Source organism: Actinoplanes sp. NPDC051494, assembly GCF_044454705.1.
Lineage (GTDB): Bacteria > Actinomycetota > Actinomycetes > Mycobacteriales > Micromonosporaceae > Actinoplanes.
On sequence record NZ_JBITDZ010000009.1, the window covers coordinates 389,238 to 411,672 of the forward strand.

Below are 22,435 nucleotides of genomic sequence, written 5' to 3' on the forward strand. Positions count from 1 at the left end.
GCTGGGTGGTCGAAGCGGGGGTGCGATGCCTGACGATTTGTTGAGCGGTCCGACGGTTGACCGGATCGACCAATGGGAGCGCGGCTTCATTGAAAGGGCGGCGCAAGCCAAGGCGCTGGCAGCGCGAACGGCTGAGCTGTCCGCCACTGTCCGGGCACCCGGTGGGCTGGTCGAAGTGACGGTTGGCGCCGATGGTCAGATTACCCGTCTGCGGCTGGACGAGGAAATTCGCAGGCAATCGGCGTCCACGACAGAGCAGCAGATCATGGCTGCTATTCGCGCGGCCCAGTTGGACCTGATCCGGCAGTACGGCGAGGTCATCGCAGAGACGGTCGGTGCTGAAAGTGAGACGGGGCGGGCGGTTCTTGCCGGATTGGCCGAGAGGCTCCGTGCCAACGAAGACGAGGCGTCTTCGTGAGCGCGGCAGACGGCCAGATGCAGGTCAACCCCAACGACCTCGTTGCGCATGCCCGGAAGATCGATGAGATCGGCGACGGGTTGGCCATGGCACAGGAGGCCGGCGCGGCCGTCCGCACCGATGCGGGAGAGTATGGGCAACTCTGTCAGTTCGTGCCGAGTCTCCTGAACGCGATGCAGAGTCAAATGATCGATGGTCTCGCGACGGCGGCGAGGTCGGTCCATGACACCGCAGACGGGCTGCGTGAAGTCGCAGCGGCATACGACGACACAGATCACAATACGGCCGACCGCATCCGGAATGCGCGGTGAGCGCGCCCAATCCGCTGATAGCCGGCAAGACGAATACCCCCGTTGATCCCTGGGCCGGAGTGTGGATCGCCGAGGACATCGACCAGCTCTGCCGTGCAGTCAAAGACGGTAGTTGGATCGATGGATCTCTTGCAGCGGTCTCGGCCGGCTTGGACTCACTTGCCTTTGCTTTCGACCCGGTCGGTTCACTGCTGCAGTACGGCGTCGCGTGGATCATCGAGCATGTCAAGCCGTTGACCGAGGCCTTGGACTGGTTGGCCGGGGACCCGGGTCAGATCGCAGCCCACGCACAGACGTGGCGGAATATCGCGGTTTCGCTCCACGACCGAGCCTCGGAGCTGGATCGAGCGGTGCGCTGGGACACCACGGAATGGACCGGATCAGCCGCTGACGCGTACCGGGCGTGGACGGGCCAGCAGAGGGGCGCTCTCGATGGCATGGCTCAGGCAGCCGAGACGCTGGGGGCGATCACCGAAGCCGCAGGTCTCCTGATTGCCGGTGTACGCCTGATGGTGCGCGATGCCATTGCGACAGTGGTCTCCCGTCTGGCTGTCTACGCGGCTGAGTTGGTTGGCTCGTTCGGGCTGACGACACCGCTGGTCGTCGAACAAGTGAGCACTCTGTACGCCTCCTGGGCCGCACGAATCGGCAAGTGGCTCAAGGACCTGGTCAGCAGTCTGAGCAGACTGCGGGGTGTCGCCGGCAAGGTGGGTGAGCTGATCGAGAAACTCAAGGAGTTGCTCGGCCGAGGTGGGCCGGGTACCGGGGGCGGTAAGAGGAAGCCGAGCAAGGCCGCCGAGCAGATCGCGAACGGTCAGGAGTTCAGGGGCCGCAAGCTACCGCACATGAACGGGCCGCCCGACGGAACGCTCTACAAACGCGATCCGCAGTCCGGGGAGATCACGAACTACACGGTGTACGACGCTGATGGGAACGCCGTCAAACGGGTGGATCTGACCGGACGCCCCCACGCGGGCGTCCCTACGCCCCACGTCGTTGAATACGATAAGAACGTCAATCCGAGTACCGGAGAGGTTTTCGTGCGCGAGCAGCGACACGTACGGCCCGCTACGCCGGACGAGGTCCCATGATGGAGCCGCTGACTACCGGTGGCACCGGTGAGCGTGGGCATGATGGGCCGCGCCCACTGCCGGAATTTTTCCTGAACTGGCGGTCGGGGTGGGGCGACGCGGCAGCGTCTTGGACGCCCACCGACTACCTCAACCAGGACAGCGCCATCGCTGCCACCGTTGCGGCCGGCTGGCTCTTCAACCCGTCAACAGTGCGCTATCGGGGTGCGATATTCCTGGCCGAGCGATTCAATGCCCCGAACGTCGACGAGTGGTTCGAGCGCTATCCGGAAGAGTCGGCCCGTGTCGAGGCGGTCGTCAACACGGTGGCCCTTTACGACTTCTTCGTCAACGCTGACACCGATCCGTACGAGAACTCCCTGCCTGGCCTTGCCGCTGATGTGGGCGTGTGCTGGCGCGGAGTCCTGACGTTGCGTTACCCCGATCTTGACGTGCACGTCGAGACCACCGATGGGTCCGGCTCCGGTGAGTACGGGCCTTCAGTCACATTCTGGACCAGATTGAAGCCGTGAGGCCGGAACCCTTTGCGGGTTCCGGCCGTCGCGGGTCGGGTCACCAGGGCAGCTGGGTCTCGCAGGAGATCAGGTTGTCCTCGGCCTTGGCCACGCACACGTCGCTGTTCGGGCCGCCGTCGAGGAGGCTGATTCCGTACGCGATGCGCAGTGTGTCGTTGCCGGCCTCGCCGTAGAGCTTGTTGCGGCCGTCCCAGCCGTTGATTTTGTCGTTGCCGGCGCCGCCGCGAATGATGTCGTCGCCGGCCAGACCGTCGATCTCGTTGGCTGCCTTGTTGCCGGTCAGGCGGTCGTTGGCGCTGCCGCCGACCAGGTTCTCGATGTCTGAGCCGAGGCTGTCGTGTTCGCCGGCGATGCCGTCGTCGCGGTTCGCGCCGTCCAGGTCGACGGTGAGCATCTTGGTGTAGGCCGAATAGTCGACGACGTCCACGCCGGCGCCGCCGAGCAGCACGTCGGCCGCGACTTTGCGGTCATTGTTGTCGCCGCTGAGCTGGTCGTTACCGGCGCCACCGACGATGCGGTCCGCACCGGCACCGCCGACGAGATGGTCGTTGCCGTTCTCGCCGTACAGTTTGTCGGCACCGTTGTCGCCGTACAGATAATCGTTGCCGTTGTTGCCGTGCAGGACGTCGTTGCCGGAGCGGTCGCGGGCATTGACGCAGTCGCTGTCGGCAACGATCTGGTCGTTGCCGTCCCCGCCGGAAACATAATCAGCGCCGTCGCCCGCGTCGATCCGGTCGTTGCCACCGTTGCCGTAGATTTTGTCGTTGCCGGGCGACGGGTCGCAGATGTCGTCACCGTCGAGCACGTCCGCCTTGGGGCCACCGACGAGCTTGTCGCTGCCGGAACCACCCTCGGCGTTCATTTTCAGGTCGCTTTTGTTGACCACCGTGTCGTTCTTGTCGTACAGCTTGATGGTCACCAGGGTGGGTGCCTTCGTGGTCGTGCAGCGAACCCTGGTCTTGTCCCCCTTGACCTGCTTGCAGCCCTTGCCCGGCTTGACCGCGACCCGGTCGTCGATGGTCACGATCCGCCCGGAACGGGTGACGACGACGTTGTTCTTCGCTTTGTGGTCCGCGGTGAATGTGACCTTTGTGCTGTTCGCGGTCGCGTAACCCGCACTCGCCGCGGCCGGGGCCGGCCCGGCGACGGATCCCGCGGAGATGATGATGAGAGAAGCGATCCCGGCCCGGTACGACCAGAGCTTTCGTGGCATGCGCGCATCGTAGAGATAGGACAGTGCATCCCGCGACCCCGTCAGGGGGTGAGGCGGAAGCTTTGGGCGGGTGTGCCGTTGCAGGTGTATTGGACCAGCTGGACGCTGTTGGCGAGGGACGCGCCCGGGACGTCGACGCATTTGCCGCTGTTGCGGTTCACGAAGTGGAAGTAGCCGTTGCCTTCGCTGACCTGCTGCCATTGCTGATTGGCGCCGCCGCCGTAGGTCCAGGTCTGGATCGGGGCGTTGTCGGCCGTGGACACGTTGGTCACGTCCAGGGCCTGGGTGCTGTTTCCCCGGTTGTTGATGCGCGCGTAACCGTCGGTCGCCGGGGCGATCTCGTACTGCTGGGCGTTCGACCCGTTGCAGGTGTACTGCTGGATCGCGGTGCCGTTCGTGGTGCCGGCTGACCGGGCGTCCAGGCATTTGGCGCTGTTGCGGTTGACCAGGGGATGCCACGACGGTTGCCCGGTGCCGGATTCGCCGGCCAGCCAGCGGATGCTGGAGATCAGCCACTGGTTCTGCTGGGCGCTGGCGAACGTGGCGGACGTCCGTGTGTTGGTCTCGTAGTTCATCGCGTTGTGCCCGAAGTTGGTGTAGATCATTTTGTAGTTCCGATTGGTCCAGATCAGCGGGTAGAAACCGCTGCGCCACTGCTGGTTGGGGTCGGTGCCGACCGGGAAACTGCTCGCGTCGATCGAGGCCAGGATGTCGATGTCCGGGTTCTGGCGCAGGTCGCGGCTCCACGAATACCACTCGCTGACCGAGGACTGGATCGTCGCCGGGAGGTCGGCGGTGGTCGGATGGCCCCGGTCTTCGATCTTGAGTGTCTCGGCGGTCGGGCCCCAGGTGTTGGTGGCGAAGTTCCCCGAGCCCAGGAACGCGTTGTGATACCAGCTCCAGTCGTCGGCGGCGGTGGTGAACGCGCTGACGTGGAAGCCCATCCAGGCCCCGCCACCCTGCATGTACTGCTGGAACGCGGCCCGGCGGCCGGCCGGCGGGGCGTCGTCCAGGAACATGATGACCTTGTAGTCGGCGAGGCCCGCGGCGCTGAGCCGGCTCCAGTCGGTGGTGGCTTCCCAGGTGAACCCGTTCTGGGCGGCCGCCTGCGGGAACCACTCCTTCGCCTCCTTGTCGAAGTCGATGTGCGCGGCGTCCCAGGTGCCGTTGTAGAAAGCGAGCACCTTGAATGAAGCGGCGGCGGCGTGGGCGGGTACGGGGGTGAGGGTGGCGGTGAACAGGAAGATTGCCGTTACGAGGGCGCGTTTGAGCAGACTCATGGCAGGGTCCCCCAGGCGGTGAGGAGAGCGGATCCTCATCCTGTGGCATCGCCAGGCATCGATACAAGTAACTGTTAAATAAACTTCCGGAAGGGAAGGGCGCCGGCCGAATGTGACCCGGGGTGGGGGAAGATCACCGGATGAACAAGTATGCGTGGAGCTCGATCATCACTGTCCTGGCTGGACTCGTCGTGGTGCTGGTCGCCAGTGATGACCTGAATTCGGGGGTTCGGTATGGCCTCGGCGCCGTCGCCGTCGTGGGTATCGCTGTGGGGGCCTATCAGCTGCGCCGTCAGAGTTTGCGGTAGCGGGCCTGCACGAACGAGAACAGGCCGTAGGCCGCGATGCCCGCCGCGGTCAGGGCCAGCAGCCAGGGGCCGTAACTGCGCTGGGCCATGGCGTTGAGGGTCGCGTCGAGGCCCCGGGCCTTGTCCGGGTCGTATTGGACCGCGGCCACGATGAACAGGATGCCCGCTATGCCGTAGGCGGTGCCCTTGGCCGCGTACCCGATGGTCCCTAGTTTTGCACTGAGTTCGCGTGTCTTGGCGGTCATCCGGCTGACCCTGAGGTGTTTCTCGAATTTCCTGGTCAGGCCGTAGAAGACCAGGCCGGCGCCGATGGCCGCGATGATGAGGCCGGCCAGGCCGACGGTGAGGCGGCCGGCTCCGGTGTCCATCAGATCTTCGCTGGCCTTCTGCTGGGTGTCGGCGCTGGAGGCGTTCTTGCCGCGGAGGACCTTGATCCCGGTCCAGGTCAGGTAGGCGTAGAACGCGGCGCGGCCGACCGACAGGATCCGTTCGTCGCCGAAGACCGCTTCGAGGGCCTGCCAGAGGACCATGGCGGCGAGGCCGATCACGAGGACGGTGATCAGCGTGGTGCCGAACGGCTTGGTGGCCAGGCGTTGCAGCGCGCCGGACTGGTCGCCGTCGGTGCCGGAGCCGTCGAACGCGATGCGCAGGATCAGCCAGGCGAACAGCAGGTGGATGACGCCGTACCCGACGAGGCCGCCGCGGGTGAGGTGTTCCAGCCAGGCCGAGTGGCGCGCCCGCGAGGTCAGGGAGGACATGCAAGCGTCTTGTCCGAACCGGAACATTGTCAAACCCCGTACGTCAGCGCCGCGGCGCACGGGGCGCAGGTGATCAACTGCCCGTACACGGATCCGCCGTTGAGGGTGAACCGTCGTTGATCGCCGCCCCCGGATCCCGGGGCGCGGCGATCATGTGTTCATGGGCACATGGTGGAGGAAAGTCGCGTTGATGCTGGCCGCGGGCCTGATCAGCGTTCCCGGGGCCGCGTCCGCGAAGGTGGCACCGACGTGGACGCACGACGGCTACGGACCGGGTAACACCGGGTACAACCCGGCCGAGTCGGTGGTGAACGCCGCCACGATCACGAAGCTGAAGCTCCGCTGGCGGGCGGTCCCCCGGGCCGGCACCGAGGGGTGTCAGCAGCAGACCACCCCGGTGGTGGCCGGCGGCCGGGTGTTCCTCGTCGACGGTGACGGGGTCGGCGCGTTCGACCTGCGGACCGGGCGGCGGCTGTGGAGTGACACCACGGTCATGGACGCGATGGTGCACCGCACGATGACGGTCGCCGGTGGGCTGGTCATCACGTCGGGCTACTCCTGTTACGGCACCAGCGATCCCGGCGGTCACATCGTGGCGCTCGACGCCGTGACCGGGAAGGTGCGGTGGAGCCGCATCGAGGGCAGCGCCACGATGACCGTGCTCGTCGACGGTTCGACGCTGGTCAGTTTCTCGGCGTGCGAGGTCTGCTCGAGTTACGTCGTCTCGGGGTACCGGCTCACCGACGGCGTACGGAAGTGGAGCCGGGACGGCCTGCTCGCCACGCCCGTCTCGGCCGGGGGCCGGTTGCTGCTGAGCGCCGGCGCGTCCGGATCGTTCGCGGTGTCCGCCGCCACCGGTGCGCAGCTGTGGCAGTCCGGGATCGCCTGGAACGTGATCGCGGCGAACCCGGCCGGCAGCCAGTTCTACGTGCGGGGTCCGAAGGGCCGGTTCGCCGCGGTGAACGCCGCGACAGGCAAGGTGCTGTGGTCGGTTCCGGCGGCGGCCGGGGAGCTGGCCGCGGACGGCACCCGGGTGTACGTCTCGCGTGGTGACCGGATCACGGCGTATCGGGCCGGGGACGGGCGCCGGCTCTGGTTCCGGACCGGAATTGCCGAGAGCCGGCCCGTACGAGCCGGGGGTCTGTTGTATCTGGCGGGCAGTGTCCTTTCTCCTGTGAACGGGTCGCTCGTCCTGAGCGCGACCTACAGCACCCCGTTCCAGCACGCGGTTGTGGCCGACGGCAAGGTTTTGCGGGTCAAGGGGCTCGAAGTGCAGGCCTACGGTCCCTGATTTCCACACCGTCGGAGGAGTGCGGTCCGGGTCGCGGAGGCGAAACATTGCAGCTCGGAGGTATGCATGGCTTCACGCGACAGTGACTGCTCGCAGTTCGCTGAGGGGTGGCGCCCGGACACGCTGCTGGGTGGGTTGTCCGCGCCCTTACGGGCCGAGATGGTGTGCCTGGGGGACGAGCGCGATTTCGCCGCCGGCGACGTGCTCGTGCGCCAGGGCAGCGACCGGCGCGAGACCCTGTTGCTGTTGCGGGGTTACGTCCGGGTGACCGCGTCCTCCGGCGGGCTCACCGAGCTGCTGACGATCCGGGCGCAGGGTGACGTCGTCGGCGATCCGGTCACGACGGTCATCTCGAGCACACCGGTGGTCGCGCGCGTGCTCCCGCCGGACGTCCTCGAGGGGTTCCTGGCCCCGCGTCCGGAAGCCGCCGCGTTGCTCCAGGCGCTCAAGGTGGCCCAGCTCGCCGGCGCCAACCGCCGACGCGTCGAGTTCGCCACGCTGACCGTGCGTGAGCGCCTGGCGTGGATGCTCATCGAACTGATGGCCGTCCTCGGCGAGGACGGCCCCGGCGGATCCGTACGCATGCCGTCGTGGTTCGGCAAGGCGGACCTGGCCGGGCTCACCGGCGCCCTGCCCAACGACATCCGGCGAGGTCTGCGGAGCCTGCACGCCGAGGGCCTGATCGACGCCGGCGAGGGGCCGCTGACGGTCCTGGCCCCGGCGAAGCTCGACGCTATCCGACTTCGTTGACCTGGGCGAACGGCTTATCGGCCTGCCAGACCACGTGGATGATGAAGCTGTGGTTGGTCTCGTTGAAGTAGACCGCGAGGTTGTCCGGCGTGTCCTGCACCGTCGCCACCGAGAAGCCGTCGGCCGGCGTCGCGGTCACCAGCTTGATCACCCCGGCGGACGCGCGGATCACGGTCTGCCCGCCCTCGACCCGGAAAGACCGGACATAGGTACGCGTACCGTCACCGTCCGTCGACACCGTCCAGCCGTCTTCCGTCGTGGTGGCGGGGGCCTTCGTCGTGGGCGCGGTGGTGGTGGTCGGCGGCACGCTTGATGGGGTACGGGACGGGGTGCGCGATTTCGACGGCGACTTCTTGGGCGTCGTGGTCGTGGTCGTGGCTTGCGGTGACCGCTCTTCCTTGGGCGGCTCCGGGGACGGCTCCGGGGTGGGCTCCGTCCCGCTACCGCCGGCGTTCCCGCTGTCACTGTCGCGCAGTTGATCGACCGACATCAGCGTGCCGGTGTCGGCGGTGGCCGTCCGCAGCACCGGGAGCATCGCCACCGAGGCGAGCGCGATGCTGGTCAGCGTGGCGGCGCACCAGCCCAGCACGGGGATCCAGCTCCGGGAAGATCGCACGTCGGCCATGGTCTCACCTCTGGCAAGTTTCCGCCCTGGCCCTATGGTGTTGCCCATGGCGTTGATCCTTCTGGTCGAGGACGACCGGAACATCTCCGGTGCGATGGTCCGGGCCCTCACCGATGCCGGGCATGTCGTGCGGCCCGTCGCGCAGGCGACCGAGGCGCTCAAGATCCTCACCGAGGAGCAGCCCGACCTGGTGATCCTCGACCTCGGCCTGCCCGACATCGACGGTGCCGACGCGCTGCGGATGATGCGCTCGATCTCCATGGTCCCGGTGATCGTGGCGACCGCCCGGCGCACCGACGCCGACATCATCGGCCTGCTCAGCGCCGGTGCCGACGACTACGTGACGAAGCCGTTCTCCAGCGGTCACATCCTCGCCCGGATCACGGCGGTCCTGCGCCGTACACAGACGGCAGTCGACACCGCACCCACCGTGATCACCGTCGGTGAGCTGGAGATCAACCCGCGGCAGCGCAAGGTCATCCTGCGCGGGCAGCCGCTGCAACTGACCCGCCGCGAGTTCGACGTGCTCACCTACCTCGCCGAACGCGTCGGCCAGGTGATCAGCCGCCGCGAGCTGCTCACCGAGGTCTGGAACCAGTCCCGCATCGGCGAGGAACAGACCATCGACGTCCACATCTCCTGGCTGCGGCGCAAGCTGGGCGAGACGGCGGCGGCCCCCAGATTCCTGCACACGGTACGAGGTGTCGGCGTGATGATGGTCGTCCCGCAGTGAGATGGGAGCTCAACCGGCTCGCGCTCGCCATCACGTCGATGGTCGCGCTCGCGTTCCTCGTCCCCCTGATCTACGCCACCGGCAAGATCGCCCACGACCGGGCCCTGAGTGACGCCCGCCAGCAGGCCGCCGCGATGGTCGCCGCGCTCGCCGTCGACCCCGACCCGGCGCTGCTGACCAGCGCGATCGCCAGCACCTCCGCCGGCAGCAGCGGCCGCCTCGCCATCCACCTCCCGTCCGGCGACCCGGTCGGCACCACCCACGTCGAGGCGTCCGCGATCGGCGAGGCCGACCGCTACCGGCGGGCGATGACCGCACCCGTGGCCGACGGCCTCGCCTACCTGCAGCCCAGCGTGCTCAGCGACGGCAGTTCGGCGGTCATCGAGGTCTTCGTCCCCGATGAGGAGATGCGCCGCGGCGTCTGGCCGGCCTGGCTCGCCCTGTGCGCCCTGGCCGCGGCCCTGGTCGCCGGGTCGACCCTGATGGCCGACCGCCTCGGCGGCCGCCTGGTGCGCGCCACCCGGGATCTGGCGGGGTCCAGCAGGCGTCTCGGCGGCGGCGATTTAGCGGTACGGGTAGAGCCCTCCGGCCCCCGCGAACTCCAGGACGCCGCGCACGCGTTCAACTCCATGGCCGCCGACCTGCGCCGGCTCCTCGACGCGGAACGCGAGCTCGCCGCCGACCTGTCGCACCGGCTACGGACCCCCCTGACCGCGCTGCGCCTCGACGCCGAGACCATGCCGGCCGGCCCGATCGGCGACCGGATGCGCCAGGCGTGCGACATGCTCGACGAGGAACTCGAGGCGATCATCGCCGGCGCCCGGCTCGGCGTCGAAGCCCGCGGCAACCAGCAGTCCGACCTGGTGGAAGTGCTCGCCGACCGGCTGGCGTTCTGGTCGGCGCTCGCCGAGGACCAGCTGCGCCCCTGGGAGGTCGTCGGCGGCCAGACCCCGGTGCCGATGCCCCTGCCCCGCACCGAACTGATCCTCGCGGTCGACTCCCTGCTCGGCAACGTCTTCGCACACACCCCGGAAGGCGTGGCGTTCCGCGTCACGGTCTCCCCGGCCGGCCTGCTCGTCGACGACGCGGGCCCCGGCATCGCCGACCCGGCCGCCGCCGTGCAGCGGGGCGTCAGCGGAGCCGGCTCCACCGGCCTCGGCCTCGATATCGTGCGCCGCGTGGCGGAAGCCGCCGGCGGACACCTGGAGATCTCCCGCGGACCACTGGGCGGGGCCAGGATCGGGATGCTGCTCCGCGTACCGGAAATGGCACCGCCGGAAGAACCGGTGAGCAAGAGCGGCGGACGGCGCCGGCGCTCTTCATGAGTCTTTCCGGTCCCTTTAAGGGTCTGTTATGGAAAGGCTCAGTACGTTCTCGTCCGTAAGCAGCCGGACGAGCACAGGGAGCACCACACATGCGCAGGTCGATCGCCTATCCGCTGGCAACCCTCGGAGCAATCGGCTCGACGCTCGTGGTCACCTCCCCGGCCCTCGCCCACGGCTACGTCTCGGCCCCGCCCAGCCGCCAGGCGCTCTGCGCCGCGGGAACGGTCAAGGACTGCGGCCCGATCCAGTTCGAACCGCAGAGCGTCGAAGCCCCCAAAGGCTCGAAATCCTGTGACGGCGGCGTAGCCCAGTGGTCGGTCCTCTCCGACGAAAGCCGCAACTGGCCGGCCAAGGCAGTGGGCACCAACGTCACGTTCACCTGGGTCATGACGGCCCGCCACAAGACCAGCAACTGGGAGTACTTCATCGGTGGCAAAAAGGTCGCCACCGTTGACGGGGGCAACCAGCAGCCGGACGCCGTGGTCACCCACAACGTGAATCTGTCAGCATTCCCGGGCAAGCAGAAGGTCCTCGCGGTCTGGAACATCGGCGACACCCCGATGGCGTTCTACAGCTGCATCGACCTCAACGTAGGCGGCGGCGCTTCTTCCCCCACGGCTGCCCCCACCACCCCGCCCCCGGCCTCGCCGCCGCCTTCCGCGGCCCCTTCTTCCACCGCGCCTTCCCCTTCTTCCGCCGCGCCTACTACTTCGTCCGCGGCTCCGGTCACCTCCTCCGGTTCCTGGGCCCCGGGCGTGGCCTACAAGACCGGCGACAAGGTCACCTTCGACGGCAAGACGTACGAATGCCGCCAGGGCCACTCGTCCCTGCGCAGCTGGGAGCCGTCGATCTACACCCTCGCCCTCTGGCTCCCGCTGTGAAGCGCCTCCTGCTCCTGGCCGCGGCAACCTTGACGCTGGCCGCCTGCGGAACAGCCACCACCCCGACCGCGAAGGCCACATCCGCGACGGCCGAGGTGCGAGCCGAAGGCAACCACAACGACACCGACGTGATGTACCTGCAGATGATGCTGGCTCACCATGAACAAGGTCTGGAAATGGTGCGCCTCGCCGAGCAGAACACCGACCGCGAAGACCTGAAAACTCTGGCCCAGGCGGTAGACGTCACCCAGTCGGACGAGTCAAAAATGATGACCACCTGGCTCACCGACTGGAACCAGCCCACCACGGTCGACCACGCCCCGAGCGCCCACGCCGACCACGGCGGCCTCCCGGCAACCGGCCCGGAAGAGATCGCAGCCTTGAAGAAGGCCAAGGGCAAGGACTTCGAGACGGCCTTCATCAACCTCTTCGTGGCCCACCAGCACAACGCGGTCGAGATGGCCCAGATGGAAGCCGCAGGCGGCTCCAACAAGGAAGCCAAGGACTTCGCCACCCGCGTGAAGGAAAGCCGCACCGACCAGATCCAGCAGATGCTCACGATGCTGAACACCTGATCCACCCGTCCCACCACTTTCCCCGACCCGGCATCCCCAGGCTGGTCTGCACCACCAGTCGCCGGGTCGGCAAAGCCGGGCCCTAAAGGTCTCCCCTTCAAGACTCGCAGAGCCCGAACCTCCGGCCGGCCCCTTCTTCAGGGGGCCGGCCGGAGTCCGTCTCAGCCCGCGACGAGCCGGGCGGCGTGATAGATATCCGCAGGCAGCGGGTGGTCCAGCCGCCACTCAATCCGCATGGGCCGATCGCCGGTGTGCCGCTCATAGGTCATCGGACCCGCGTAGAGATACGGCCGAACCCCGAGATTACCTGCATGCCCCGGGCGATGATGTGCTCGTAGGCGCTGTCGGCGAGATCCATCACGCCGGCAACATAGCGCCAAGGACCGACAACTTTCGGTCCGATAGCGTGACCTGCACAGGCGTAGGTCAGGCTAAGGGGAAATCGTGGAACTGCTGCACTCGGGGAAGGTCCGGGACGTTTACCAGGATGGGGACGACATCCTCCTGGTTGCCTCGGATCGAATCTCGATCTATGACGTCATCCTGCCCACGCCGATCCCGGACAAGGGCAAGATCCTCACCCAGCTGTCGCTGTGGTGGTTCGATCAGCTCGCGGACGTGGTGCCCAACCACATCATCTCGGCCACCGACGTGCCAGCTGAGTTTGCAGGGCGGGCTGTGCGGTGCGAGAAGCTTGAGATGGTCATGGTCGAGTGCATCGTTCGGGGCTACCTGGCCGGCTCGGGGCTGAAGTCCTATGAGCGGGACCGAGCGATCTGTGACGTGCCTCTTCCGGACGGGCTGATCGAGTCGTCGAAGCTGCCGGAGCCGATCTTCACGCCGACCAGCAAGGTGGCCGTCGGGGCCGGGCACGATGAGAACATGACCTACCCCGAGGTCGAGGCCAAGGTGGGGGCCGATGTTGCTGCCGAGCTGCGTAGGATCACGCTTGAGGTCTACCGGGGTGGGTCTGAAGTCGCGGCCAAGAGCGGCATGATCATTGCTGACACGAAGCTGGAGTTCGGGTTCGCTGCTGATGGCCAGCTGAAGCTTGGCGATGAGCTGCTGACGCCGGACTCGTCGCGGTTCTGGGCTGCTGACGAGTGGGCGCCGGGCACGACTCCTCGCTACCTGGACAAGCAGTTCCTGCGGGACTGGTCCTCGCAGTCCGACTGGGACCGGACCGACCCCGGCCCGGCGGTCCCCGAGGACGTTGTCGAGGCCACCCGGGCTCGCTACGTGGAGGTCTACGAGCGGCTCACCGGCGACAAGTGGCGCTGAGTCTGACAGGAACGAACTACTGAAACGGCCGTGGGCACTTGTGTGCCGCGGCGGGGTTGATGCCTGCATGGCGGGCGGGCCGATGGCAACGGTTCGACCGACGCTTGTGAGGCGCGGGATATCGCTTCGGCTTTAGCTCCAGTCGGTCACCAGGTCGTGCTGCTCGTGGTGGGACCAGGCCGGTTGGGTGTCGCGGGTGTTGCCGCTCAGCTGGCCGCCACAGTGGGCGCACGTGTCGTTGGTGCGTCGCAGACGCCAGCCTATGGCCATTCCGGACAATAGGCCGGCCACGGCTATGAGAGCGGCCACGGTGATGGCTGCGGCCATCAGAAGGCCAGCATCGTGGCTCCGTCGCCGCCCAGACGGGGGCGGCGGAAGATGAGGGCGTTCTCCTGGCGGCGGTCGAGGGCCGGGTCCTCGTCCGTGCGGGTGGTCACGTACTGGGCGGTGAAGGTGTCCACGCCGGTGCCGAAGTGGGTGCCGGGGCGGTAGGTCACCGTGACGGCCATCGGGGATGAGGCCTCGATGACGCCTGCTCGCCAGCCGTTGCGGTAGACCCAGACCGGGTCGGCCTTGTGGTAGCTCGCGGCCGGTGCCACTTCCGCTGGGTTGCGTTGCGGTGGGGCGATGGACGGTGTCGACATGACAAGCCTCCTACATCCGGGTCCCTGAGCGGGTGCTGCGCGCGGATCAGGGAGAAAAGCACTCTGCGTCAGCACAACAACAACCGCCTGTCAGCTATCATGCTCGGGATCGAGTGCGTTCGCAAGGCCGGATGCACGTGCATCTGCTTCGTGCCGTTGCTTGAGAGGATGTCCGAACGTTCGGTTTTCTGCCGGACGATCTCACCCTTAGGATGCACTGGGCAACGGATCTGCAACTTGCAGGATTCGCTGGACATGATGACCAGGATTCGCCGGACGTGAGGACAAGGAGCCAGGTGAGCGTGGGTACGCAGGAGGAGGCGCCGAACAGCGGCCCTACCGTGCTGCGCATCCTGCTCGGTGCGCAGCTGCGTCGGCTCCGTGAAGGCAGAGGGATCAGCCGTGAGGACGCCGGCTACGAGATCCGTGCCTCGGGCTCGAAGATCAGCCGCATGGAGCTGGGGCGTGTCAGCTTCAAGGAACGCGACGTCGCGGACCTGCTGACCATGTACGGCGTGAAGGACACCGCCGAGCGGGAAGCGCTGCTGGGCCTGGCGCGACAGGCGAACAACCCCGGCTGGTGGCATCACTTCGGCGACATCATGCCGACCTGGTTCCAGTCGTATCTGGGGCTCGAGGCGGCCGCGTCGCTCATCCGTACGTACGAGATCCAGTTTGTGCCCGGTCTTCTGCAGACGCCGGAGTATGCCCGCGCGGTGATCATGCTCGGTCACGCCGGAGCCACCGCGGACGAGATCGACCGCCGGGTGGAGCTGCGCCGTCAGCGGCAGCTGCTGCTCAAGCGGGCTGAGGCGCCGCAGCTGTGGGCCGTGATCGACGAGGCGGTGCTGCGTCGCCCGATCGGTGGGGTCGACGTCATGCGGGGCCAGATCGAGGCGCTCATCGAAGCGTCGAAGAAGCCGAACGTGCGGCTCCAGATCATTCCGTTCAACGCCGGCGGTCACGCCGCGGCGGGCGGGCCGTTCGCGATCCTGCGGTTCCCCGAGCCGGAGCTGCCCGACGTCGTCTATGTCGAGCAGCTGACCAGTGCTATCTATCTGGACAAGCGGGACGACGTCGACCAGTACGCGATCGCCATGGAGCGCGTGTGCATCGACGCCGACCCGCCGAACCACACCCAGGAGATCCTCGGCAAGCTCCTGCACGAGATCGGCCGTCCGGCCTGATTCCAGGTTGTGAGTCAGTGACCCTCTGTATTTAGTTTCCCGGGTTGTCACCCGGATGATGCACGCGATTCACCCCAGCAGGTGGTCGAAGTCCCCATCGCGGACGCCGCCGAGGAACGCTTCGATCTCGGCGGGCGTGTAGACCAGCGCCGGGCCCTCCGGGTCGCGGGAATTCCGCATGGCGACGCTGCCGTCGGGCAGGGCAGCGCATTCGACGCAGTTGCCGCTCGGGTTGCTGCGGCCACTCTTTCGCCAGGTCACATCTGACAGCTGGCCTGCGGGCATGCCGTTGAAGATGTGCGTCATTACTTGCTCCCTAACGGTGAGACCGATCCGAGGACCGGCGATGTGTGTCGCGCCGGCTACCTGCTGTGCAAATGCACGTGCATTTGGCCTTGCGTTCTCACATGATTGTGAGCATGATAACGCACGTACCCCATCAAGTGGGGGTCACGGAGGGTGACATCTTTGAGTGACGGGTCGGTCGCGGAACGACCGCTGCGACCACTGACGCGAGGCTCTCTGGCGGGAGCGTCCGAGCGGAGGAACCACATGTCTGTCCCGAACATCGGCCCGGAAACCTGGACACTCACCAACCATGACGGTTCCGAGGCGGCCGGGCGTTGCAACCCGGCCCCGAACTATCGCAACGAGCAGGGCTCGGACGGGATGCGGTCAGCCAGCACTCGTGCGACCACAGTGTCCCACCGCTTCGGTGGGGTGCGCCACGCATTGACCCGGAAGGATGGCTTCCGTCCGGGTTCGCCCCTTCCGGATGACGGTGGTGATCCTCACGCGAGTCACTGAGCATGTCCACTGCGCACGCCGGCGCCGGCCCGGGGAAGCGACACGCTTCCGCGGGCTGTCTCCCGCGCCCCCGATCATCCGTCGCGGGCGCCTGCAGCCGAGCGTCACCCGCTGGCCGGTGCACACCTTCGAGGAGACGGACTACTGCTACGGGATCGGCCCGCTGGCCTTACGGCTTAATCGGGTCGAATGGCGCAAACCCATTCCGTACGAGGGTGACATCTGGCTGGAGGTCGAAGGTCGCGTGATCAACGCTCGTACCGGTGCGACCGGCCCGGTCCGCCAGGTTCTGGTGCGGGCCTGTCGCCTTCCGGAAGCCCCGGCGCTGAAAAGGCCACATCTGCGCCCCTGACAACGTCATAGAACACGAGCGACGCCGGTCCCGCGGCGTCGCTCACCGCGTGCCCCCAGGGGGTGCGCAGCCCGGACCCCGGCCGGGCGGTCCGGTTCCCCCGTGCTGGATCGCTCGGCCGGCCGGTGCTCACGAGGCGCCGGGCCGGTGCTCGCGCGGGGTGCTGGGCCGGTGGGGCGAGGGGGCGGCCCGGTCGGCGATCATGGCGGGATGACACTTCTCGGACTTGATGCTGATCAACTGCTGTCGACCACTCGCGCCGTACGGAAGCGGCTTGATCTTGATCGGGCGGTGCCGGACGAGCTGATCCGCGAGTGCGTGGCGATGGCTCTGCAGGCGCCCTCGGGGTCGAACGTGGTGACCATGCGATTCGTGGTGGTTCGGGACGAGGCCAGGCGGCAGGCCGTCGGGCAGGTCTATCGCGAGGTCTATGCCGGGTACAAAGCGTCGCCGTACTACCCGGGGCGGCCGACCGGGGACGCCGAGCGGGACGGCGTGCAGGCTCGCGTCGCCGACTCGGCCGACTTCCTCGGCGAGCACATGGGTGATGCGCCGGTGCTGGTGCTCGGCTGTACGGAAGGGCCGAACCGGGCCGTCGCGGAAGCCGGCCTCGGCAACATCCTGCCCGGGATGTGGAGCTTCATGCTGGCCGCCCGGGCCCGCGGGCTCGGAACCGCCTGGACGTCCATGCACCGGGCCCGGGAGCAGGAAGTGGCGGACATCCTCGGCATTCCCTATGAGACGGTCGCCCAGGCGGTGCTGACGCCGCTCGCGTTCACGAAGGGCACCGACTTCAAGCCGGCGAAGCGGCCCGAGCCGGAATCGGTCATCCACTGGGACTCGTGGTGACCGCTCAGGGTTTGCGGGCGACCCCGGCCCAGTAGTAGGTGGCCTCCGGATTGTCGACCGGGGCGTCCGGGCGCCAGGCCGAGGTCGGCACGATGCCGGGGCTGAGCAGCTCCCAGTCGCCGAAGAAGCGGGCGACCTCGTCCTTCGTCCGGGCGACCAGGGTCATGCCGGCCGACCGGGCCGAGGCGACCGCCTCGCCGACCGCTTCCGGGTTGAAGTCCGCGGTGGGGTGGGTGATCGCCAGGACGCTGCCGGACGGCATCGCGTCGCGGAGCTCGGCCACCAGGGCCCACGGGTCGTCCTGGTCCGAGAGCAGCATCAGGATGGCGATCAGGGTCAGGCCGACCGGCTGGGTCAGGTCGAGCGTCTCGAGGAGTGCCTTTTCGGACAGAATCGAAGCAGGTCGGCGGATATCGGCGGCGATGTACTCCGAGCGGCCCTGCTCGCTGCTGACCATCAGGGCGCGGGCGTGCACCAGCACGATCGGGTCGTTGTCCACGTAGACCACCCGGGTCTCCGGGGCCAACCGCTGGGCGATCTCGTGCAGGTTCGGCCGGGTCGGGATGCCGGTGCCGATGTCCAGGAACTGCCGTAGGCCCTGCTCGGTCACCAGGTCACGGGCGGCCCGGTGGACGAACTTGCGGTTCTCGGCGGCCATCGCGCGCAGCTCCGGGATGGCCTTGACCATCGCGTCGCCGACCTGCCGGTCCGCGGCGAAGTTGTCCTTGCCGCCGAGCCAGTAGTCGTAGATGCGGGCGGAGTGCGGCACGTCCGGGTTGACCCCGGGCGGTGCGGGCTCGGCCGGCGGGGAAGTCTCGTTGCCCTGCGTCATCGCGACAGCCTCCCTCAGGCCACCCCTGGCCGTCCATCCCACATTCGCGGTTGTCAGCGTAGCGCCCGGAGATGATCAATTTCAGCCCCCGTCGCCCGGTGGGGTCAGGCGGCGTTGGCGCTGTCGCGGTAGGACCGGTGCGGGCCGTCGAGGTGCTTGCCGGACACCACCCGGTCGCGGCCCGCGTGCTTGGCCACGTACAGGTTGCGGTCCGCTGTGGACAGCAGGGACGCCTGGGTGCGGGTGCTGCACTCGGCCGGGCCGGCGAGGCCGATGCTGACGGTGATCGGGAGGCCGTGGGCCAGGGCCGACCAGTCGTACGCGGCAATGGTGGCCCGGATCGCGTCGAGGTGGACCGCCGCGGTGGGGGTGTTCAGGCCGGGGAGCGCCATGAGGAATTCCTCGCCGCCCATCCGGGCCACGAAACCGTCCGGTGCCACCGCCGCGAGTTCGGTCTCGAGGAGCGCGGCGACCCGGATGAGGACCTGGTCACCGATGTCGTGGGAGAGCTGGTCGTTGACCCGCTTGAAGTGGTCCAGGTCGACGATGGCGACCGTGACCTCCGCGTACGTCTCGATCAGGGTCGGCAGTTGCTCGTCGAGGTAGCGGCGGTTGTGCAGCCCGGTGAGCGGGTCGCGGCGGGCCTGCTCGCGGAAGCGCTCGGCCTCCTGGCGGGCCTCGGTGGTCTCGAACATCGCCTGACGGGTACGGGCCTGGGCTTCACGCTGGGAGGAGTGCAGCGCGTAGTGGGCGGCGAAGAACGTCTTGTGGGCGGCGAACGCCTCCGCGAACTCGCCGCGGGCCGCGTGCAGCTCGGCCTGCTCCTGGTGGACCCGGACGAGGACGTCACCCAGGTTGCGATCGACGCACAGCTCGCGGGACTCGTCGAGGCTGGCCTGCGCACGGTCGGTCGCACCCAGGAAGCGCTGGGCGCTCGCGAGGCTGAGCATGTACTCGGCGAGCGCGTCGGCGTCCTCGTACTTGCCGAGGCGGTGCCGGCGGACCGCTTCGAGGAAGAGGCGTTCGGCCTCCGGGTAGTTGCCGTTCTCGATCTCGATGGAGCCGATCGTGTCGAAGGCGGCCGGGTCGAGCTCGAGGTTGTGCTGCCGGGCGAGCAGCTGCATCCGGTCGGTGACCTCTTGGGCGCGCTTGTTCTCGCCGGCCGCGTGCTCGGTGTACGCCTGGTTGTTGAGCACGCCCAGGAGCAGGTGCGCCTGACCGGTCTCGGCGGCCAGTTCCTCGGTCTGCCGGTAGCGCGCGCGGGCCGCGTCCATCGACCCGGCGAGCCCGAGGGCGTCGGCGAGCTTGGTGCGGTGCCAGACGTGCATGTACGCGGTGGCGGTGTCGTCCAGCAGCTCGACGGCGAGCACGGCGTGCTCCAGGCACTGGGCGGCGTCGCCGAGGTGCCGGTGGATGTTGGACCACACCAGATGGGTACGGGCCTGCACGCAGTTGTCGCCGTGGTCGGCGGCCCAGCGGTGGATGGACCAGATCTGCTTGGCGGCCGCCGCGACGTCGCCCTTGCGCATCAGCATGTTCGCCTGGCAGAGCCGGGCCCGGGTGATGAGCCGCTGGTCGCCCAGGGCGTGCGCCTGCCGCTCGTACGTGAGGGCCGCGTCGTACGACGAGTCGGCGTCCCACAGATACTGGTCCTCGAGCTCGGTGAGGGCAGCGTGCAGCCGCTCCGCGTCGCTCTCGCGCCCGTTCATCGGCCTGCTCCTCTCGCTGTCACCGCGATCCATCGACATTTCCGGTCCCCGCTGAAGAACATCGCGCCAAGCAAAAACGTTGCGCTCTGTTTCGGAAGGTTAGCCGTGTGTGAACAACTGGACACACAGTCACGCACGTGATCCACGTCGCCGCGGTTCATGATGTACGTCGTACAGTTGGTGGATGGCCAAGCAGAGTCAGCGCCTCAGCCGGGATGTGCTCATCGACTGCGCGATGACGCTCGCCGACGCCGAGGGTCTGGGGGCCGTGACGATCCGGCGCCTGGCCCAGGAGAACGGCGTCACCCCGATGGCCATGTACTGGCACTTCAACGACAAGGAAGCCCTGCTCGACGCGATGGCCGCGCATCTGGTCGGGGCCGTCAAGCTGCCGGCGGCGACGGATGCGCCATGGGACGCGCAGCTGCGTGACGTCCTGGACGCGATCGCGGTCGCCCTGCGCCCGCATCCGACCGTGGCCGGGATGGCGGCGCGTCAGGTGCTGATCGCCGAGGCCGGCCTGGAGCTGACCGAGCGGGTGCTGGCGCTGCTGGCCACGGCCGGGCTGGAACCACGCCGCGCCGCCGAGGTTGCCACGTTCCTGTTCTGCTCGGTCGTCGCGCTGGTGGCCGGCGATCCGGGGCAGCGTGAGGTCGCGACCGACGAGGACCGTGAGAGTCGGATCCGGTACAAGACCGCGTCGCTGGCCGCGCTGCCGCCGGCCCGCTTCCCGCACCTGATCGCCGCGGCTCCGGGCCTGGTCAGCTGCTTCGGTCAGGACGACTTCTTCGACCTCAACCTCGACCTGCTGGTCCAGGGCGTGCGAGGCATCCGCTAGAGCAACATCACACCTCACTTGACGCTCCTGTACGGCGTACATATACGGTGTACATGTACGCCGCATAGGGCAGCGTACGTGGAGGTGAGACCGTGCCCCGCAATCCCTGGCCGACCCTGGCCGTAGTGGCGGTCGCCCAGTTCATGGTCGTGCTCGACGTGACGATCGTGAATGTGGCGCTGCCCGACATCCAGCAGGACCTGGGGTTCAGCGCCTCCGCCCTGCAATGGGTGATCAGCGCGTACACCCTGCTGTTCGGTGGATTCCTGCTCCTCGGCGGCCGCGTCGCCGACCTGCTCGGCCGGCGCCGGATGTTCGTGGCCGGCCTGGTCCTGTTCGGCGTGACCTCGTTGCTCGCCGGGCTCGCCCAGTCGCCCGACCAGCTGATCGTCCTGCGGGCGGTGCAGGGCCTCGGCGGCGCGCTGCTCTCCCCGGCCGCGTTCGCGATCCTCACGGTCACGTTCGCGCACGGCAGACAGCGCAACATCGCCATGGGAGTCTGGGGCGGCCTCGCCGGGCTCGGCGGCACGCTCGGCGTCATCGCCGGTGGCCTGCTCGTCGACTCACTGACCTGGCGCTGGATCTTCCTCGTCAACGTGCCGTTCGCCATCGTGCTCGCGGTGCTGACCCCGTCGATCGTCGCGGAGAGCCGGGCCCCGCAGACCGGGCGCCGCACGTTCGACGTCGCCGGCGCGCTGCTCAGCACCGCCGGACTGCTCGCCATCGTGCTCGGCGTGATCCGGGCCGAACCGCTCGGGTGGTCCAGCCTCGAGGTCATCGCACTGCTGGTCGGTGGCGTGGCGTTACTGACGGCTTTCGTACGGGTAGAGGCGCGCTCGGCTGCTCCGCTCGTACCGCTGACGTTGTTCCGGTCCCGCAGCATGACCCTGTCGACGCTGGCCCTCGCGCTCAACGGCGCGGCGTTCCTCGCGATGTTCTTCCTCACCGCGATCTTCCTGCAGCAGGTCCGTGGCCTGACCGCACTCGAGACCGGCCTTGAATTCCTGCCCATGGGCTTCGCCGCGATCGCCAGCGCGGTGGTGGCCTCGCAGCTCGTCACCCGGTTCGGCACCAAGCCGGTGCAGATCGCCGGCGCGGCACTGAGCATCGCCGGACTGGTGCTGCTCTCCCACGCCGACGCCACGTCGTCCTACGTCGCCACGGTCCTGCCGGGCCTGGTGATCTTCGGGATCGGCATCATCGCCACGGGCACGCCGGCCCAGATCGCCGCGGTCGCCGACGTCCGCCACGAGCAGGCCGGGGCGGCTTCCGGGGTGGTCAACGCGGGTTACCAGGTCGGTGGCGCGCTCGGGCTGGCGATCATCACGACGCTGTCGACCTCGCACGTCGAGGGCCTGATCGGGGATGGGGCGCAGCCGCAGGACGCCCTGGTCGGCGGGTTCGAACGGGGGCTGTTGCTGGCGGCGGTCTTCGCGGCGGCGAACATCGTGCTCGCGCTCGCGGCGCCGCGGCTGCACCCGACGGAGGAGCAGATCGCCGAGGCTGCGGTCGCGGCCTGAGGAGTCACCGCTCGGGGAGAACGAACGTTCTTTCCGGCGAAGAATGCCGGCGGAGGCGGCCGCGCGGGGCGCGGGGTGGCGGTGTCCGCGCGGGGCATGGGGCGCGGGGTGGCGGTGTCCGCGTGGGGCGCGGGGTGGCGGTGTCCGCGTAGGGCGCGGGGTGGCGGTGTCCGCGTGGGGCGCGGGGTGGCGGTGACCGCGTGGGGCGCGGGGTGGCGATGGCCGCGTGGGATGGGGATGTGCGGCGGGGGGGGGGGGGGGGGGGGGGGGGGGGGGGGGGGGGGGGGGGGGGGGGGGGGGGGGGGGGGGGGGGGGGGGGGGGGGGGGGGGGGGGGGGGGGGG

Annotated in this window: 25 protein-coding genes; 16 read left to right on the plus strand and 9 right to left on the minus strand. The window is 68.3% G+C overall.

Annotated elements, in window-relative coordinates; all coding sequences use genetic code 11:
- Positions 1 to 25 precede the first annotated feature (25 nt).
- From ACIA6A_RS29330 to ACIA6A_RS29345, 4 genes are read left to right on the plus strand one after another with little or no spacing between them, the layout of a single operon-like run.
- Positions 26 to 418, plus strand: a complete 393-nt coding sequence (locus ACIA6A_RS29330; protein WP_396101119.1) for a YbaB/EbfC family nucleoid-associated protein — start codon at positions 26 to 28, stop codon at positions 416 to 418.
- On the plus strand, positions 415 to 729 hold the full coding sequence (locus tag ACIA6A_RS29335; RefSeq protein ID WP_396101120.1) for a type VII secretion target: 315 nt from the start codon (positions 415 to 417) through the stop codon (positions 727 to 729). The genes ACIA6A_RS29330 and ACIA6A_RS29335 overlap by 4 nt, the downstream gene beginning before the upstream one ends.
- Positions 726 to 1,820, plus strand: a complete 1,095-nt coding sequence (locus ACIA6A_RS29340) for a polymorphic toxin type 24 domain-containing protein (protein ID WP_396101121.1) — start codon at positions 726 to 728, stop codon at positions 1,818 to 1,820. The genes ACIA6A_RS29335 and ACIA6A_RS29340 overlap by 4 nt, the downstream gene beginning before the upstream one ends.
- Positions 1,817 to 2,332: a hypothetical protein gene (locus ACIA6A_RS29345; protein ID WP_396101123.1), complete on the plus strand. Its 516-nt coding sequence runs from the start codon at positions 1,817 to 1,819 to the stop codon at positions 2,330 to 2,332. Before ACIA6A_RS29340 ends, ACIA6A_RS29345 begins: the two co-directional genes overlap by 4 nt.
- A gap of 40 nt (positions 2,333 to 2,372) precedes the next feature.
- On the opposite strand, the gene ACIA6A_RS29350 is transcribed toward ACIA6A_RS29345, so the two are convergent.
- The 3 genes from ACIA6A_RS29350 to ACIA6A_RS29360 all read right to left on the minus strand — a co-directional run bounded on the left by ACIA6A_RS29350 (position 2,373) and on the right by ACIA6A_RS29360 (position 5,894).
- On the minus strand, positions 2,373 to 3,548 hold the full coding sequence (locus ACIA6A_RS29350; protein ID WP_396101124.1) for a calcium-binding protein: 1,176 nt from the start codon (positions 3,546 to 3,548) through the stop codon (positions 2,373 to 2,375).
- A gap of 41 nt (positions 3,549 to 3,589) precedes the next feature.
- Complete coding sequence (locus ACIA6A_RS29355; protein WP_396101125.1) at positions 3,590 to 4,828, minus strand: RICIN domain-containing protein; 1,239 nt, start codon at positions 4,826 to 4,828, stop codon at positions 3,590 to 3,592.
- A gap of 292 nt (positions 4,829 to 5,120) precedes the next feature.
- The gene (locus ACIA6A_RS29360; protein WP_396101126.1) at positions 5,121 to 5,894 is read right to left on the minus strand and encodes a DUF1206 domain-containing protein; all 774 of its coding nucleotides are present in this window, start codon (positions 5,892 to 5,894) and stop codon (positions 5,121 to 5,123) included.
- Positions 5,895 to 6,054: 160 nt separating this feature from the next.
- On the opposite strand from ACIA6A_RS29360, the gene ACIA6A_RS29365 reads away from it, so the two are divergent.
- Both ACIA6A_RS29365 and ACIA6A_RS29370 read left to right on the plus strand, forming a co-directional pair.
- Positions 6,055 to 7,185: a PQQ-binding-like beta-propeller repeat protein gene (locus ACIA6A_RS29365; protein ID WP_396101127.1), complete on the plus strand. Its 1,131-nt coding sequence runs from the start codon at positions 6,055 to 6,057 to the stop codon at positions 7,183 to 7,185.
- Positions 7,186 to 7,251: 66 nt separating this feature from the next.
- On the plus strand, positions 7,252 to 7,935 hold the full coding sequence (locus ACIA6A_RS29370; protein WP_396101128.1) for a Crp/Fnr family transcriptional regulator: 684 nt from the start codon (positions 7,252 to 7,254) through the stop codon (positions 7,933 to 7,935).
- Here ACIA6A_RS29370 and ACIA6A_RS29375 read toward each other — a convergent pair.
- Complete coding sequence (locus ACIA6A_RS29375; RefSeq protein WP_396101170.1) at positions 7,919 to 8,551, minus strand: DNA mismatch repair protein MutL; 633 nt, start codon at positions 8,549 to 8,551, stop codon at positions 7,919 to 7,921. The two genes, ACIA6A_RS29370 and ACIA6A_RS29375, sit on opposite strands and share 17 nt — an antisense overlap.
- Before the next feature lie 55 nt (positions 8,552 to 8,606).
- Between ACIA6A_RS29375 and ACIA6A_RS29380 the strand changes: the two genes are divergently transcribed.
- From ACIA6A_RS29380 to ACIA6A_RS29400, 5 genes are all read left to right on the plus strand, one after another.
- Entirely contained in the window at positions 8,607 to 9,293 is a 687-nt protein-coding gene (locus ACIA6A_RS29380; RefSeq protein WP_396101130.1) for a response regulator transcription factor, read from the plus strand.
- Entirely contained in the window at positions 9,290 to 10,618 is a 1,329-nt protein-coding gene (locus ACIA6A_RS29385; RefSeq protein ID WP_396101131.1) for a sensor histidine kinase, read from the plus strand. Before ACIA6A_RS29380 ends, ACIA6A_RS29385 begins: the two co-directional genes overlap by 4 nt.
- An 89-nt stretch (positions 10,619 to 10,707) precedes the next feature.
- Entirely contained in the window at positions 10,708 to 11,499 is a 792-nt protein-coding gene (locus ACIA6A_RS29390; RefSeq protein ID WP_396101132.1) for a lytic polysaccharide monooxygenase, read from the plus strand.
- Positions 11,500 to 11,534: 35 nt separating this feature from the next.
- Positions 11,535 to 12,074 (plus strand): DUF305 domain-containing protein, encoded by a 540-nt coding sequence (locus ACIA6A_RS29395; RefSeq protein ID WP_396101171.1) that lies wholly within the window; start codon positions 11,535 to 11,537, stop codon positions 12,072 to 12,074.
- 444 nt (positions 12,075 to 12,518) lie between these two features.
- Positions 12,519 to 13,355, plus strand: a complete 837-nt coding sequence (locus ACIA6A_RS29400; protein ID WP_396101133.1) for a phosphoribosylaminoimidazolesuccinocarboxamide synthase — start codon at positions 12,519 to 12,521, stop codon at positions 13,353 to 13,355.
- Positions 13,356 to 13,487: 132 nt separating this feature from the next.
- Here ACIA6A_RS29400 and ACIA6A_RS29405 read toward each other — a convergent pair whose 3' ends face one another.
- Positions 13,488 to 13,682 carry a hypothetical protein gene (locus ACIA6A_RS29405; protein ID WP_396101134.1) on the minus strand — a complete coding sequence of 65 codons (195 nt, stop codon included), beginning with the start codon at positions 13,680 to 13,682 and terminating at the stop codon, positions 13,488 to 13,490.
- Entirely contained in the window at positions 13,682 to 13,999 is a 318-nt protein-coding gene (locus tag ACIA6A_RS29410; protein ID WP_396101136.1) for a hypothetical protein, read from the minus strand. Before ACIA6A_RS29410 ends, ACIA6A_RS29405 begins: the two co-directional genes overlap by 1 nt.
- A 296-nt stretch (positions 14,000 to 14,295) precedes the next feature.
- On the opposite strand from ACIA6A_RS29410, the gene ACIA6A_RS29415 reads away from it, so the two are divergent.
- Positions 14,296 to 15,186: a helix-turn-helix domain-containing protein gene (locus ACIA6A_RS29415; protein ID WP_396101137.1), complete on the plus strand. Its 891-nt coding sequence runs from the start codon at positions 14,296 to 14,298 to the stop codon at positions 15,184 to 15,186.
- A gap of 69 nt (positions 15,187 to 15,255) precedes the next feature.
- On the opposite strand, the gene ACIA6A_RS29420 is transcribed toward ACIA6A_RS29415, so the two are convergent.
- Positions 15,256 to 15,492 (minus strand): DUF397 domain-containing protein, encoded by a 237-nt coding sequence (locus ACIA6A_RS29420; RefSeq protein WP_396101138.1) that lies wholly within the window; start codon positions 15,490 to 15,492, stop codon positions 15,256 to 15,258.
- A gap of 469 nt (positions 15,493 to 15,961) precedes the next feature.
- Between ACIA6A_RS29420 and ACIA6A_RS29425 the strand changes: the two genes are divergently transcribed.
- The gene (locus tag ACIA6A_RS29425; RefSeq protein WP_396101139.1) at positions 15,962 to 16,345 is read left to right on the plus strand and encodes a hypothetical protein; all 384 of its coding nucleotides are present in this window, start codon (positions 15,962 to 15,964) and stop codon (positions 16,343 to 16,345) included.
- Between the two features lie 210 nt (positions 16,346 to 16,555).
- Positions 16,556 to 17,194: a nitroreductase family protein gene (locus tag ACIA6A_RS29430; RefSeq protein ID WP_396101140.1), complete on the plus strand. Its 639-nt coding sequence runs from the start codon at positions 16,556 to 16,558 to the stop codon at positions 17,192 to 17,194.
- A 4-nt stretch (positions 17,195 to 17,198) separates the two neighbouring features.
- On the opposite strand, the gene ACIA6A_RS29435 is transcribed toward ACIA6A_RS29430, so the two are convergent.
- Positions 17,199 to 18,026, minus strand: a complete 828-nt coding sequence (locus ACIA6A_RS29435) for an SAM-dependent methyltransferase (protein ID WP_396101141.1) — start codon at positions 18,024 to 18,026, stop codon at positions 17,199 to 17,201.
- Between the two features lie 104 nt (positions 18,027 to 18,130).
- The gene (locus ACIA6A_RS29440) at positions 18,131 to 19,735 is read right to left on the minus strand and encodes a diguanylate cyclase (RefSeq protein ID WP_396101142.1); all 1,605 of its coding nucleotides are present in this window, start codon (positions 19,733 to 19,735) and stop codon (positions 18,131 to 18,133) included.
- 184 nt (positions 19,736 to 19,919) lie between these two features.
- On the opposite strand from ACIA6A_RS29440, the gene ACIA6A_RS29445 reads away from it, so the two are divergent.
- Together ACIA6A_RS29445 and ACIA6A_RS29450 are read left to right on the plus strand one after the other, a co-directional pair.
- Entirely contained in the window at positions 19,920 to 20,573 is a 654-nt protein-coding gene (locus tag ACIA6A_RS29445) for a TetR/AcrR family transcriptional regulator (RefSeq protein ID WP_396101143.1), read from the plus strand.
- A 92-nt stretch (positions 20,574 to 20,665) separates the two neighbouring features.
- A complete protein-coding gene (locus ACIA6A_RS29450; protein WP_396101144.1) occupies positions 20,666 to 22,093 on the plus strand; it encodes an MFS transporter in 1,428 nt (475 codons plus the stop codon).
- Positions 22,094 to 22,435 lie beyond the last annotated feature (342 nt).